The 13,658-nt window shown below is 52.4% G+C and carries 12 protein-coding genes; 3 read left to right on the plus strand and 9 right to left on the minus strand.

Going from position 1 to position 13,658, the window contains the following annotated elements; genetic code table 11:
• The first annotated feature begins 36 nt into the window (after window positions 1-36).
• The 3 genes from KDW_RS21975 (at window position 37) to KDW_RS21985 (ending at window position 4,158) form a co-directional block, all read left to right on the plus strand.
• The gene (locus KDW_RS21975; RefSeq protein ID WP_151758085.1) at window positions 37-1,452 is read left to right on the plus strand and encodes an FAD binding domain-containing protein; all 1,416 of its coding nucleotides are present in this window, start codon (window positions 37-39) and stop codon (window positions 1,450-1,452) included.
• Window positions 1,449-3,629, plus strand: a complete 2,181-nt coding sequence (locus KDW_RS21980; RefSeq protein ID WP_151758086.1) for a xanthine dehydrogenase family protein molybdopterin-binding subunit — start codon at window positions 1,449-1,451, stop codon at window positions 3,627-3,629. Before KDW_RS21975 ends, KDW_RS21980 begins: the two co-directional genes overlap by 4 nt.
• Window positions 3,630-3,699: 70 nt before the next feature.
• Window positions 3,700-4,158, plus strand: coding sequence for a DUF3830 family protein (locus tag KDW_RS21985; protein ID WP_151758087.1), 459 nt, complete (start codon window positions 3,700-3,702; stop codon window positions 4,156-4,158).
• Window positions 4,159-4,160: 2 nt separating this feature from the next.
• On the opposite strand, the gene KDW_RS21990 is transcribed toward KDW_RS21985, so the two are convergent.
• The 9 genes from KDW_RS21990 to KDW_RS22030 all read right to left on the minus strand — a co-directional run bounded on the left by KDW_RS21990 (window position 4,161) and on the right by KDW_RS22030 (window position 13,297).
• Window positions 4,161-5,015 carry an ATP-grasp domain-containing protein gene (locus KDW_RS21990; RefSeq protein WP_151758088.1) on the minus strand — a complete coding sequence of 285 codons (855 nt, stop codon included), beginning with the start codon at window positions 5,013-5,015 and terminating at the stop codon, window positions 4,161-4,163.
• A gap of 255 nt (window positions 5,016-5,270) precedes the next feature.
• The gene (locus tag KDW_RS21995; RefSeq protein ID WP_151758089.1) at window positions 5,271-6,947 is read right to left on the minus strand and encodes an FAD-dependent monooxygenase; all 1,677 of its coding nucleotides are present in this window, start codon (window positions 6,945-6,947) and stop codon (window positions 5,271-5,273) included.
• The gene (locus KDW_RS22000; protein WP_151758090.1) at window positions 6,944-7,612 is read right to left on the minus strand and encodes a TetR/AcrR family transcriptional regulator; all 669 of its coding nucleotides are present in this window, start codon (window positions 7,610-7,612) and stop codon (window positions 6,944-6,946) included. Before KDW_RS22000 ends, KDW_RS21995 begins: the two co-directional genes overlap by 4 nt.
• Before the next feature lie 218 nt (window positions 7,613-7,830).
• Entirely contained in the window at window positions 7,831-8,430 is a 600-nt protein-coding gene (locus tag KDW_RS22005; protein WP_151758091.1) for a DeoR/GlpR family DNA-binding transcription regulator, read from the minus strand.
• A 49-nt stretch (window positions 8,431-8,479) separates the two neighbouring features.
• Window positions 8,480-9,832, minus strand: coding sequence for a transposase (locus KDW_RS22010; protein WP_151756115.1), 1,353 nt, complete (start codon window positions 9,830-9,832; stop codon window positions 8,480-8,482).
• Window positions 9,833-9,910: 78 nt separating this feature from the next.
• Window positions 9,911-10,117, minus strand: a complete 207-nt coding sequence (locus KDW_RS22015) for a DeoR family transcriptional regulator (protein WP_151758092.1) — start codon at window positions 10,115-10,117, stop codon at window positions 9,911-9,913.
• Between the two features lie 127 nt (window positions 10,118-10,244).
• On the minus strand, window positions 10,245-11,054 hold the full coding sequence (locus KDW_RS36535; RefSeq protein ID WP_151758093.1) for a gamma-glutamyltransferase family protein: 810 nt from the start codon (window positions 11,052-11,054) through the stop codon (window positions 10,245-10,247).
• A complete protein-coding gene (locus KDW_RS36540) occupies window positions 10,940-11,860 on the minus strand; it encodes a gamma-glutamyltransferase (RefSeq protein ID WP_162005499.1) in 921 nt (306 codons plus the stop codon). The genes KDW_RS36535 and KDW_RS36540 overlap by 115 nt, the downstream gene beginning before the upstream one ends.
• 99 nt (window positions 11,861-11,959) lie before the next feature.
• Window positions 11,960-13,297: an ATP-binding cassette domain-containing protein gene (locus KDW_RS22030; protein WP_151758095.1), complete on the minus strand. Its 1,338-nt coding sequence runs from the start codon at window positions 13,295-13,297 to the stop codon at window positions 11,960-11,962.
• Window positions 13,298-13,658 lie beyond the last annotated feature (361 nt).

The raw sequence follows: 13,658 nt of genomic DNA on the forward strand, positions 1-13,658 counted from the left end.
AACGGTGTAATGTTTAGTGTAGAAAGCCGATAGTCTATGTGGCAAACGTATTTCCAGCCGACAACTCTGGATCAAGCCTTACAGTTGCTGAATCAGCATGGCGAGCGTGCGCGTATTATTGCGGGTGGAACGGATGTGCTGGTGGAGCTTCCGCGCGGGGTGAAGCCAACCACGACTTTGATCGATATTAGTAAAGTGGCGGAGCTTAAGTATATCCGTGAGGAGAATGATGAGATAGTCCTTGGGGCGTTGACTACCCATAATGATGTGTTGCTTTCCGAGCTGTGTCGGCAGTATGCCACGCCGCTTGTCCAGGCCTGCTGGGAAGTTGGAGCTCCCCCTATTCGCACCCGGGCAACGATTGCTGGCAATCTGGTTACCGCTTCGCCTGCCAACGATACCATTGCGCCTTTGCTGGCCCTGAACGCCCACTTAGTCCTGGCGCGTTGGCATGAAGGGGGGTATGGAGAACGGATCATACCGCTGCAAGACTTTTATAGCGGACTGAGGAGTACCCTGCTCCAACCCGACGAGCTCATCCGTGAGATTCGAATTCCATCTTTAAGCTCTCAGCAGCGCAGTTTATTCGTAAAATTAGGTCTGCGGCGTGCTCAGGCAATCTCGGTGATTAATATTGCGCTGGTACTTACGTTTGATGAGGATTTTATTCGTGAGGCCAGGATCACGCTGGGTTGCGTCGCCCCTACCGTTGTCCATGCCAGCACGGTCGAAAAATTTTTACAGGGGAAACGGCTGGAGCCTGAAGTCTGTCTGGAAGCCGGTCTGCTGGCTACTCACGATGTGCGCCCCATCCGAGACGTTCGCTCGTCTGCCCAATATCGCCTGGCTATGCTTGCCACATTATTAACCCATAGCCTGGAGCGGCTGGTTAATCCTGAAGCAATGGATCTCTATGAACAACCACCAGTCTCTTTGGAGACCGCCTGGACCCAGGATACGACTACCTGCGCGCCATTTCAGGACTGTATTGAGACCACGATCAATGCACGACCCTATCAGCTATGTCAGGCGCAGCAGAAAACCCTGTTGAATATGTTACGTGAGGATGCTGGTTTGACAGGAACCAAAGAGGGCTGTGCTGAAGGTGAATGTGGAGCCTGTACCGTCTGGCTCAACGGGCAGGCCGTGATGTCTTGTCTGGTGCCAGCCGTCCAGGCCCATGGTGCCACGGTCACTACCATTGAGGGACTGGCCCATGATGACCAGTTGCATCCACTGCAGCAGGCATTTATTGATTGCGCAGCCGTCCAGTGTGGATTTTGTATTCCTGGCATGTTGATGTCGGGGGCGAAATTATTGGATGAATATCCAGCTCCCTCGCTTGACCAGATCCGCACGGCGCTGAGTGGAAACATCTGCCGCTGTACCGGTTACCAGAAGATCTGGGAGGCTGTCCAGAGCGTTGGCGCAAGCCAGGGGAGGCACATATGAGTGATTTGATCGGGGCATCGCTACCCCGTCCTGATGCGCTGAATAAAGTGACAGGAGCAGCCTGTTATCCTGCTGATCTGGTGCGTCCGGGCATGCTACATGTACAGGTCGTCTTTGCCCATCGGCCTCACGCGCGGATCCTCTCAATGAATACCGTGGCAGCTTTACAATATCCAGGCGTAGTAGCTGTCCTGACGGCTAAGGATGTGCCCTACAACGCCTTTGGCTTGATTGATGCTGATCAGCCTGTACTCTGTCAGGATGTTGTGCGCTTTGAAGGGGATAAAGTGGCACTGGTGGTAGCTGAGACAAAAGATGCTGCCCGTATAGCTGCGACACTGGTGGTGGTGGAATATGAGGATCTGCCCCTGGTAACGGACCCTCAGGCCGCCCTGGCCAGTGGGGCTCCTCTGGTCCATGAGCAGCGTGGCACCAATCTGCTCTGCCATTTTCCATTGCGCAAAGGCGATATCGCGCAGGCCTTCGCTGAGGCTGACGCTGTAGTAGAAGATACTTTTACTACGACCTGGCAGGAACATGCTTTCCTGCAGCCAGAAGCAGGTATAGCCTTTGTGGATGAGCAAGGACGGTTGGTGTTGGAGACCGCTGGACAATGGTTGCATGAGGATCGTCGCCAGCTTGCTCAGATGCTACAGGTGCCAGAGTCGCAGGTGGTGATGCGTTACGCCGCGATCGGCGGAGCCTTTGGAGGCCGTGAGGATCTGTCTATGCAGCACGTACTGGCACTGGCCGCCTGGAAATTACAGCGTCCGGTTGCGCTGGTCTGGAGCCGCGAAGAATCGATGATCGGCCATCACAAGCGCCATCCAGTCATCATCCAGTGCCGTTGGGCAGGCAAGCGGGATGGCACGATTACTGCGGTAGAGGCGAGCATGGTCGCGGATGGTGGGGCGTATGCTTCCACCAGTGTAGAGGTGATCAAAGATGTCGCGCTGTTCGCCACCGGTTGTTATGAAATAGCTAATCTGGCTATTGATGGCTATGCTGTCTATACCAATAATATTCCAAGTGGCGCTTTCCGTGGTTTTGGTGCTCCGCAGGCTCATTTTGCCTGTGAGCAGATGGTCGAGCGACTGGCCCGAGCGCTCGACCTTGATCCAGATACTGTGCGTCTGCAGAATATTTATCGCGAAGGTAGCCTGGAACCCACTCAGCAACCCCTACCAGCCGGCGTCAGCGCGTTGCCGGTACTGGAGCGTTGTCTGCAAGAGGCGCGTACTCGCTGGCAGTATGGCGAATCCACGCAGCAGACAGCCGGTCATTTAAAGCAAGGCATCGGTATCGCCTGTGGCATCAAAAATGTCGGCTACTCGTTTGGTTTTCCTGAGCAGGCCACCGCTACCGTCGAGGTGTATGGACAGGCAGATCTAGAGCGGGCGGTGGTGCGCATTGGAGCTGCCGATGTCGGCCAGGGAAGCCATCTTATCCTGCGCCAGATTGCAGCCGAAACGTTGAAATTGCCGCTGGATAAAGTGACGATGATCTGTACAGATAGTAGTGAGGCTCCCAATGCAGGTAGCGCTTCGGCCTCGCGCATGACCTTTATGGGTGGGCGAGCCGTCAACGACGCCGCTCAAAAGGCGCGAGAAAATTGGAGCTATACCGACGACTATCAGGCCCAGGCCACCGTCCAGTATCGCGCTCCAGGCACGACTGTTGTTGATCCTGTAACTTATAGTGGAATCCCGAATTATTGTTATGGTTATGCCGCTCAGGCTGTAAAAGTTGAAGTCAACACCCTCACCGGACAGGTCCAGGTGCTGGGAATTATCAGCGTACATGATGTAGGGAAGGCCATTAACCTCCAGCAGGTCACCGGACAGATTGAGGGTTGTCTGGCGCAGGCTCTGGGCTATAGTTTGCTGGAGAATTTCCTGATCGAAAAAGGGCGTGTGCTCACACCATATTTCAGTACCTATTTATTGCCAACCGTGCTGGATATGCCTGAGGAAATCATCCCGATTGTGCTTGAACTGGCCGATCCACACGGACCCTATGGTGCCCGTGGCGTCGCAGAAATGGCCCTCGTACCCTTTGCGCCAGCCGTTGCCAGTGCTATCCATCATGCCACCGGCATCAATCTCAATCAACTTCCCATGACACCTGAACGCGTCTTGACAGCCCTGCATCAGCAAACAGAAAACTCACAACATTAAAGCTATATCCAGAGGCCAGTACAATGCCCACAACGATAGTAGGAATAAAAATGGTAGGAGATAAATAATAATGCAAAAGATTAGAATAGTCGCAGGCTCCTTTGAATTTATTGCCCGCTTAGAAGAAAAGCTTGCCCCCAACACCTGTGCCGCTTTCAGCAAGCTACTCCCCTTTAAAAACAAAATCATCCAGGCACGCTGGAGCGGCGAATCCGACTGGATCCCACTGGGAGACCTGGATATCGGCCTGAAATTTGAAAACCATACCAGCCATCCCGCTCCAGGACAGATCCTGCTCTATCCCGGCGGCTACAGCGAAACGGAAATCCTTTTCCCTTATGGGAATACCTGCTTTGCCAGCAAAATGGGACAACTCGCAGGCAACCACTTTCTGACCATCATCGAAGGGAACGAGCACCTGCCTGAACTAGGTCGGCAGGTATTATGGGAAGGTGCCCAGGATATCATTTTTGAACACGAAAAAATGCTATCCATGCCCGATTCATTACCCGACGAAGCCTATAGTTGAACTTACTGTAGCTTGCTGGCGATTGCATCTGCAAAACGTTCTACTGCATGAGGGGCGAATTCCAACCATAATCCTGGCTCTACCAGTTCTAATTCCATCAGGTAAAGTCGATTATTTTCATCACGGATGATGTCAATGCGCGCATAGAGTGGTGCTACTGGTAGTTGAGCAAGGATGTTTTGAGCGAAGCGATATTCATCTTCTTGCGCAATGACGAGCGCCTCTTGCAGTATTGATGCATCTTGCTTTGCTGCAAGGGCGGGTTGGCGCCTGACGGCGTGCGTGATTTCACCATCAATGCAAATCAGTGAGCGTTCGCCTGGACTAATGACAGTCGGGAAAAATGGCTGGATAAGCATATCATGGGTGGCGAGCATACGTTCAAGCAGTTGTTGACCCTGTGCCAGTGTCTCTTCCTTCACATGGAGTGTTTCAAAGGCGCTGGCTGATACAGCCGGTTTAATGACGACTTCTGACCAATTCTGTTCTTGCATTAATGTGGCTAGATTAATCGTCGTTCCCTGTGTCTGCAACTGCGTGGGGATAATCGAAATACCCTGATGTTCCAGATCCAGTAGATAGCCTTTGTGCGTATTCCAGGAGAGTAGCTTGAGCGGATTCCATAGTGGATGCAATTGCGAGACACGTTCAGCCCAGTCCAGGAAGGCGTTTCGCTGGTGATGATAATCCCATGGGGAGCGGAGCACGCTCATAACAGGCTGTGACCAGTCCACAGCAGGATCATTCCAGATAAGTGGGCGCGCAGTAATACCTCGTGTAGCTAAGGCTGGCAGTAATAGTGCATCATCCGAACTCAATTGTGGAAACGAGGAACAGGTGATCATCGCGATATCCATGTAGAAAATATCCCCTTTATAGCATCATTGATATGTGGATCTAGAAGATGAAATTTGTCTCTTTATGCTGGATTTAATCTAACATTTTTAATCATAGAGAGTCAAGAACAGGTTAAATAAGGACAGTTACTATCTATGGGTGGCCTGCTCTATTTTGAGGAAATGGCCACCCATATGGTTGTACTGATTTTGCCTTGCGATACCCATATACACTTAAATATGGATAAAAAGATACTAATGAAGATAATGTGTAATTTAGTCGGCTGTAAGCGTGTGTTCATCAGTCAGTGCGGTAGTATCTTCCTGCTTTGTCGCTTGTGCTGGATTTCCTGACAGCTTGAACAGTTTGTTTAAGTATAACTTGAGTTTAGCTAGATCTTCTGGCTGACCACGGTAGGCAATGTGTCCATCGGGCCGGATGAGGAACAGGCTCGGGGTGTCTGCTTCGTAGCTCCGGTGTAAACTCAGGTTTGCCGTGGGTACGGAGTGCAGGTGAATGGGGACTGCATATGCGCTGAGCAGGGAGCGTAGCTTTTCTTCGAGTCCTTGAAGGTCTGTAAGCGTGCTATCAGGCTTGCTGCCAGCGAAGATGAACAGATGATGATCCTGGTTCTTGAGCATTGTAAAGATGCTTTTTCCAGCGTCTGGTCCGGTCTCAAAGAATCCATAGGGAGCACGGTCGCCAGCCCTGAGTTTTTTCTTGTTTGAGCTTGCATCAGTGACGGCCGGGCTTTTGGGATAGCTGGTCCAGAGCTGGGAAAGGATCCAGAAAGCGCGTTGCTTGAGTAACGGCAGGAGTGATATGAGGCGGAAGAATTGAGGTAGCAGAATAAGTTTGAACTGTCGTACGATCACGTTGGATGTGGTCATGATTTGAAAAGCCCAATCCGAGCCTTGAAGGATGGCGCGGGCAAACGGCATACGCTCGGCCTCGTAGGAATCGAGGAGCGTCTCGTTGGCCTGGCCTTTAATGACGAGTGCCAGCTTCCAGGCGAGATTGTAGGCGTCCCCGATGCCGGTATTCATTCCCTGGCCGCCAGCTGGACTGTGGATATGAGCGGCATCACCAACAAGGAAGACGCGTCCGACACGGAACCTTTCAGCCATCCGTTGATGCGTGTGATACACCGAGATCCAGCGATCCTTTAAGATAGTAACATGCAGACCACTTTTTGTGTCGAGTATTTGTCTCACATCATCGAGGGTCAGAGTATCCCTATCTGCCTCTGCCGGGGTGAGTGATCCGAACAGGCGGAAGCGCCTTTTTTGGGGCATTGGAAAGAATAAGAAGAATTCCTGGTGTGTCAGGTTCATGGCTCCTTGATGTGCTTCCTGTTTCCACTCTATATCTAAATCCGCCACGAACAATGTTTGTGTGTAACTCTGGCCTGCGAATCCCAACGACAAGGCATGTCTTACAGGACTGTGAGCACCGTCTGCGCCGATGATCCACTGTGCCTCAATGGTTTCCTCACTGCCATCGGCTGTACGGACATGTGCTTGTGCTCCGTCCTGTGTCTGTTCCAGGCTTAGCAGTTCGGTGTCCCACTCAACCTGGCATCCTACTTCTGTAAGGCTCTGTAGCAACAGATGCTCTGTCTGATCCTGTCCATAGATCAGGGCGAAAGGATAGGGCGTGCGTTTGTCTCCAGTACTATCTTGAAAAGAGAATTTTCCGGCGCGTTTGCCCTGCGTGAGAAATTGTAGACCTCCCAACTGCTCGCCTGTCTCGATAGCCTTATCGGCCAGGCCAAGCTTGTCCAGTAGTTCCAGGGTTTTCGCATGGACCACAATTGCCCGGGACTCCCTCGCAAGCTCGCTTTTCTTATCCATAATCCTGACGCTCACCCCGTTACGAGTCAGCAAATTTGCTATCGTCAGACCTGTCGGCCCCGCGCCAATCACGAGTACATCTGTGGTTATAGTCATCATGCAGGATTCCTTTCTGACTGATGTTTTACTAGAATCGCCTTCATAAACAGATGAATTATCTCTTCAATCTTCTCAATGGCGGGTGGTTGTGGCTGACTCTGGGGGCGAAGCAGGCCATCAAGCAGCGCATAACTGAGAAGAGGGCCAATGAACAGACGCGTCATGATTTCTGTATTGCCTGGCTGGATTGCTACCCCATTCGTGCGGGCCCGTTCAAGCATAAAAGAAACTTCTGTGGCAGCGCGCTCAGGAATAGTTGAGCGCAGTGTCTCAGTTAGCTGAGGAAAGCGGTGGGAATCGGCGATAATCGCGCGCATGAGCGCCAGATCTTCCGGCTGCATCATAGTTGTAATTATCTTTTGTGCCAGTGTGAGCAAAGCCGCGTGTAGCTCTTCTTGATTATGTGGCTTTAGCCCCCGCACAAAATTGATTACCTGTGTCTGTGGATTCTCTACCGTGAGCCTGCGCACAACATGGATAAAGAGCTCTTCTTTGCTGGGATAATAGGAGTATAACGTGCGCTTGGAGATGCCGGCTTCTCGAGCAAGGGCATCTGTGCTTGTTGCCGCGAATCCCTCACGCAAGAATACACGTTTCGCTCCCTCAAGTATCTGCTCTCGTTTGGCCTGCGCTCTTGCTCCATCATCCTCTAATATTATTTCCATACCTCACCTGTAAGTAAACTAAACCGTACCGTACCTATTAAGAGAATAGCATCGCCTACGGGATATTGTCAAGCTATGAAAAAGCAATCGTGAACGCCACTCTATCGCAGCTAGTGAAGTTGCCACAACGCAAGCATGGAAACCTGATCTCTTCTACCGAAGTGACCCGGCCTGTCAGGCGACTTCACTCACACGATTGAACGGCATGAGGATAGATGTTAGCTCTGCGTTTTGATGATTTGAAGTCCTTGCCGGGCGTATGGTGCGAGGGTTTGTTCGTCGAGGCAGTCGTCGGTGATGAGGTAGGTGAGGGCTTTGATGGGACCGACGATGTAGGGGGCGGCAGTACCAATCTTGCTGGCTTCGGTGGCGGCGACAATTTCGGCGGCTTGCTCAAGCATCGTGCGCTTGATGTAGGCTTCTTCTATCTCTGGCAGGCTGATGCCAATTTCTGGATGCAGGCTGCAGATACCCAGGAAGCAGAGGTCGGCGCGGATCTGGCGCAGGGCTTCGACAACGGATACTCCGATAGTGCTCTGAGCGTCTTTTTTGAGTTTGCCACCCAAGACCTGGACTTCGATATGTGGGTGGGTAGCCAGGGTGGCAGCGACCGGGATACTGTTGGTGATGATCGTCGCGTGTAGCATCTCGGGAAGCTGTCTGGCGATTTCATGGACAGTGGTTCCACTATCCATAATCACAACCTGTCCGTCGTGGATCAAGCTGGCTGCTGCTCGGGCGATAGCTATTTTGCTGCTATTTTCTGCCTGTTCACGCTGCTCATAAGGGACAGACAGTGCACGGGGAAGGGCGCCCATAGGTGCGAACGTAAGCAGTACTTGAACAATTGAATCAACGAAAAAGACCTCAAGCCGATGCCAGATAGAGCGTCTGGGCTAGTTGCGTGACCACTTCAGATTCCTGATGCACACGGTTTTGCGGATGATACCGCACGACCGGCTGCATCTGGGAGAGTGACGCTTGGATGTGCGACCAGGTCCAGGTACCCAGGATCATCGTGTGCAGGCTTTGAGCAAAGACGGCACACAGCGCCCAGGTACTCATCGGCCCCGCCACGCGCCCTCTCGCTTGCTCATGCAACTCGCGGCGTGCCTGGCTCACCTGCCGCTCCAAGAGGATCCAGCCGACCAGCATGGCTGCAAGTACCGCTTGATTACTTTGCAAATCATCACTGCGTAAGCGGTGTAAACGCACCAATTGCTTGATGCGCTTGAAGAGCAGTTCGATCTGCCAACGCGCCCGATAGAGCAACAGGATTTGCTCGGCTGACCAATGATCCGCTGACAGCGAGGTAAGTACCACCAACCAATCGGCGATCTGAATCGTCAATGCCTGGTTGGTGCGCCCATTCTTGCGGGCCTTCTCCTTTCGCTTGCTGTGCGCTCGCTTGGCTGCTTCTGGACTCAGATGAACGGCCACTAGACGCATCGGCTGCTGACGGCCACGCACCTGGAACACGACGTTGGCTTCTCCCTTGCCCGTTGGCTCCACGTGGGTCAACCAGCCAGAGAGATCAAACGGCGTCTGAGCATCGGCCTCAAGTAAGGGCATCGAGGACCAATGCAATCGGGTCACGACCTCAACGCCCTCATCGAGTTGATCGAGGATTGCTTGTCGACGACAGTAGGCACAATCCCCGACCACGATGTCTCCGCGTTGTCCATGAAAGTGCTTGAGCCCTTCGCCCACATGGTGATCCGTCAGCACGACCTGGTCGAGCCGTTTGCTCAGCAGTTCATAACTGCAGTGCAATCGGCGACTTTCGCCCGAGCGCTTCCAGGTGCGCAGATGGGTAGCATCCACCAGACGGATGCATCCGGTGAAGCCCGCAGGCAGATCCAGAGCCTTTTCTGGCTCGCTCGATCCCACCAGGGTTTGTACGATCGAGAGCAACCAATCTGAGGACTGATGCGTCCGTTTGGCCCACGAGCGGTCTCCATTGGTGCTCAGTCTCGTGCTCACAGCCCAGGCAGCGAGCTCGCGGAACGAGCGGAAGCAAAAGACGTAGGCAAAGATGCCACGCAGCAAATCGGTTGGGCAACGCAACCCATTGGAGCGTGTAAAGGCTTGATGGGTAAAGGCTTGTTCATTGACATCTGGTGGTAAGAGCGCAAGGATTTCTTGCCATCCAGCATCATTGATCTGGCCCAGGGCTTGCTCTGTGAGACATTTTTGCGTATGATGAGGTCGGCTTGACATGGTGTTTCTCCTTCGTCACGTTTTGGTTTTTTGTAACGATACCAGAGAAAGACCGTGTTTGGCCTCTTTTTTCGTTGTTCAAGTACTATTGTGCTTACGTTCGCACCTATGGGGAAGGGCGCCCCCGTGCACGCGCTGTAAGATGCCTGCTTCTGCTAGCTCATTGAGATCACGGCGCACCGTGTCCTCCGATACTTTGAGCTGGACAACCAGATCCGTGGCCAGGATCTTTCCTTCCTGGTGTAAGCGCTCGACAATGTGGCGTTGCCGCTCTTCTTTTAGCATCTCTTCTCTCCATCCAGCAGAAAGGTGCAGGCTTGCATCTTTTTATGCGTTTTTGTGCCGATAAATGTGCCGTAATAGCGCAATTTTATGCGGGTTGAGCGTTGCTGTCAAGTAGCTTTGCATAAGGCTACCAGCCAGCGGCGATCCCTTCGGCGCGTGGATCTGAGCCTCCGTGCATAACTCCATTTGTAGAATCAAAGATGATGCCCTGCGCATAGCCCATCGTACCGAGCCAGGGCTGTCCTGTCTGGATGTTATGACCTATTTGACGCAATGCCTGGATGGTTGCATCCGGGAAGCGCTCTTCGACCAGTAGGACTTCCTCGTTTCCTCCATAGGGTGCGCCATGAATCCAGCGCGGCATTTCGATGGCTTGCTGGATGTTTAAGCCGAAGTGGGCAGTGGCGCTATAGAACTGCAAATGGGTCTGGGGCTGTCCATCGCCGCCCATGGTACCAAAGACCATAGCCGGCTTGCCATCCCGCAGTGCCAGGGATGGGATCAAGGTATGCAGGGTACGCTTATTGGGAGCCAGGGCATTGGCGGCCTGTGGATCAAGGGAGAAGTAGGCGCCACGATTTTGCAGCACAATGCCGGTACCATCAACGACCAGGCCGCTCCCAAAGCCCATGTAGTTGCTTTGAATCAGCGAGACCACATTGCCTTCGCGATCAGCTGTACAGAGATAGATGGTGTCTCCGGTGAAGCTACCAGCCAAGGGGACCGCGCTGGTGTGCTGCAGATCGATCAGGCTTGAGCGTTGCTTGAGATAAGCAGGATCAATCAGTTTTTCTGGCTGGATGCGCATATGCAGCGGATCTGTCAGGTAGGCGGCACGGTCGGCAAAGGCCAGTTTCTTGGCTTCAACGGCTGGGTGAATGGTCTGCGGAGATAGTGGATCACTACCCAGCGAGAGCTGATCAAGGATGCCGAGCATTTGCAGGGCCGTGACCCTTGTGTATTGGGTGGCATTTCGTATATCCGTAACCCCGCAAAGGGCACACTCAGCGGCGTGACCCACTCCGCATGCTGGGCTGCCAGATCCTGAGAAGTGATCAGGCCTCCTTCACGAGCAAAGAATGCGGAGATTTCTTCAGCGATGCTCCCACGATAAAAGCTGGCCGGTCCTTCTTTAGCGATTGTTCTCAGTGTCCGGGCAAGAGTAGGAAAGTGCATAATCGCGCCAATTTCAGGAATAGTCTTGTCTGGTAGAAAATGTCGATGCCAGGATGGATGGATTTCGGCGCGCGCATTGGTAGCTGTCAGGGCGCTGTGTAAGCCTGGTCCAATCGCGAAGCCTTCTTTGGCATAGGATATTGCAGGATCCAGGATCTGTTCCAGTCCGAGTCGACCAAAGCGCTGGCTGGCGGCGTCCCAGCCGCTGACACAGCCTGGTACTGTCACGGTATGCACACCATGGGTCGGCATCGTTTCGTGACCCAGTTCGCGATAGCGCTCAATGCTGGCGGTTCCTGCCGCTCTGCCGCTCCCATTTAAGCCATAAATCTTTCCACTCCCCGCTTCATAAATCATCATAAATATATCGCCGCCCAGCCCGCAGACGAAGGGATACACGACCTGAATGACGGCATTGGCGGCGATGGCAGCATCAATAGCATTGCCGCCTGCCTTGAGTATATCCAGGCCTGCCTCGGCCGCCAGATAGTGTGGAGCTGCAACCATACCCCGGCGCGCCAGCGTCACTGGCCGATGTTGTGGAAATGAAGCTGTAGAATATGACATATCAGGAACCTCCTTTTTCCTTTGAACGTGATGTAGCTTTCGCACCGATGTTAACGTATACGTATACGTACGCGTGAACATCCTGGATCGCAGTGAGATTTAGACTGTTCCGTGCCAGATACGTTTAAGCTCATCGCTGGTGGTGAGCAGTTCCGGCAATGTACCCATCGCTGTGATTTTGCCAGCCTGTAGCACGATAATCGTATCCGCCAGTTGTAGGACCGCTTTACGGTGTGAAACAACCAGGCAACTACGCTGGCGTTGTTGTAATAGTTGTTGCCAGAGTCGACTCTCGGTTTCAACATCCAACGCGCTGGAGATATCATCGAAGACCAGCAACTCACTCTCCCGAATCAGCATCCGCGCTGCCGCAGTTCGCTGGACCTGACCTCCCGATAATTTTACTCCTCTAGTACCAATTATAGTCTGAAGTCCATCCTCTAGTTTATCCACATCGTCTGCCAGCACTGCCAGTTGTATGGCCTGTTGCATTTCTGCAGGTGCTTTATGGAGTCCCAGGAGAATATTTTCTTCCAGTGTATCACTGAAAAGATGGGGCACCTGGGGTGTATAGGCGCTGTGAGGTGGTATAAAAAAGTGAGCTGGATCTTCGATAAGCCTGTCGTTCCAGTACAGGTTGCCTGCATCTCTAGGCAATAATCCCAATATTGTTTGCAGCAGGGTTGTTTTACCCGCCGCGATACGGCCGGTAATCACTGTCAGCGTGCCGCGCTGCAGTTGGAAGCTGATATTTTCGATGCCGCGACCAGTATCAGGATAGCGATAGGTGAGATTGGCAACCTTGAGGAGTGCCAGCCTGTCTACAGTGGTTTTTACTGCCGTATGAAGTGCGGGCACAGGCTTTTTTAGATAGAGTGGATCATTTTGCAGCAAAATCTCTTGCGATTCTCCCTGGAGCAGGTCTACCAGACGTTGATGTGAGACTTTGGTCTGGGTGTATTGGGCAATCAGGTTGGCGGCAGAGATGATAAATTTGGTGATGGTGCTGAGGTAAGCGATAAAGATAGCCAGATCGCCAGGACTGAGATGGCGGTAGAGCGCTGCCAGTACCAGGATTAAGCCTGTGCCAAGCCCCACAGTATTGCCGAAGATTGATTGTAAGGCGCTGAAGAACACGGTATCGCGCAGGATCTGGCGCTGGCGTATCTGGCTGAGTCGATGAAAGTGTTTGACGGCATAGTCCTCAGCTCCGGCGACCTGGATGGCCTGGACGGAACTGAATATTTCTCCAATGGCACCCGTCAATAAGCCCGTCGCTTCCCGGCTGGCTGCTCGCAGTCGCTGTTGACGTTGCCGCATCGCCTGTGCCAGTCCTACAACACAAAGTAATGGCAGGAAGACACAGACAGTAATCAAGACGTCAATATGCAGTAGAATGATGGCTGCAGGAATGATAAATACGATGAAACCAAACATATTAGTGATTTCTCCGAATACCTAATAAGCTCAGGTAACGTTTGAGCGATTTGTGCATCGACTCCTCCTTGTGAAGGTGATATGCGACAAAAATCTAATGAGTGCACATAACGTGCTGAGCTATTTTATATGAAGTGCGCCAATAAAACACCGCCCAAATGAACGATGCGCAACTATTGACAATTGTAGTACAATAATATTGATAGAGAAGCTGTGTCTTTTTCTTTGTTTGTGATTGCATTTCCATTATTTGTGGAAATACCCCGTGCTGTGACACTACTGCTGCTTGCTCTCCGTGTATAAAGATAGCTGTGTAGAGGATGTGGATGTGCTGAAAACTGTCCGAAACCGTGTATTTCAG

This window comes from Dictyobacter vulcani, from assembly GCF_008974265.1.
Lineage (GTDB): Bacteria > Chloroflexota > Ktedonobacteria > Ktedonobacterales > Ktedonobacteraceae > Dictyobacter > Dictyobacter vulcani.

Bases quoted from the DNA above. Each gene is read 5' to 3' on its own strand.
- KDW_RS21985 (WP_151758087.1), top strand. From the start codon at position 3,700: ATGCAAAAGATTAGAATAGTCGCAGGCTCCTTTGAATTTATTGCCCGC.
- KDW_RS36535 (WP_151758093.1), bottom strand. From the start codon at position 11,054: ATGCTCGGCATCCTTGATCAGCTCTCGCTGGGTAGTGATCCACTATCT.
- KDW_RS22010 (WP_151756115.1), bottom strand. From the start codon at position 9,832: ATGTCAAGCCGACCTCATCATACGCAAAAATGTCTCACAGAGCAAGCC.
- KDW_RS22030 (WP_151758095.1), bottom strand. From the start codon at position 13,297: ATGTTTGGTTTCATCGTATTTATCATTCCTGCAGCCATCATTCTACTG.
- KDW_RS22015 (WP_151758092.1), bottom strand. From the start codon at position 10,117: ATGCTAAAAGAAGAGCGGCAACGCCACATTGTCGAGCGCTTACACCAG.
- KDW_RS21995 (WP_151758089.1), bottom strand. From the start codon at position 6,947: ATGATGACTATAACCACAGATGTACTCGTGATTGGCGCGGGGCCGACA.
- KDW_RS22000 (WP_151758090.1), bottom strand. From the start codon at position 7,612: ATGGAAATAATATTAGAGGATGATGGAGCAAGAGCGCAGGCCAAACGA.
- KDW_RS36540 (WP_162005499.1), bottom strand. From the start codon at position 11,860: ATGTCATATTCTACAGCTTCATTTCCACAACATCGGCCAGTGACGCTG.
- KDW_RS21990 (WP_151758088.1), bottom strand. From the start codon at position 5,015: ATGGATATCGCGATGATCACCTGTTCCTCGTTTCCACAATTGAGTTCG.
- KDW_RS21975 (WP_151758085.1), top strand. From the start codon at position 37: ATGTGGCAAACGTATTTCCAGCCGACAACTCTGGATCAAGCCTTACAG.
- KDW_RS22005 (WP_151758091.1), bottom strand. From the start codon at position 8,430: ATGGGCGCCCTTCCCCGTGCACTGTCTGTCCCTTATGAGCAGCGTGAA.
- KDW_RS21980 (WP_151758086.1), top strand. From the start codon at position 1,449: ATGAGTGATTTGATCGGGGCATCGCTACCCCGTCCTGATGCGCTGAAT.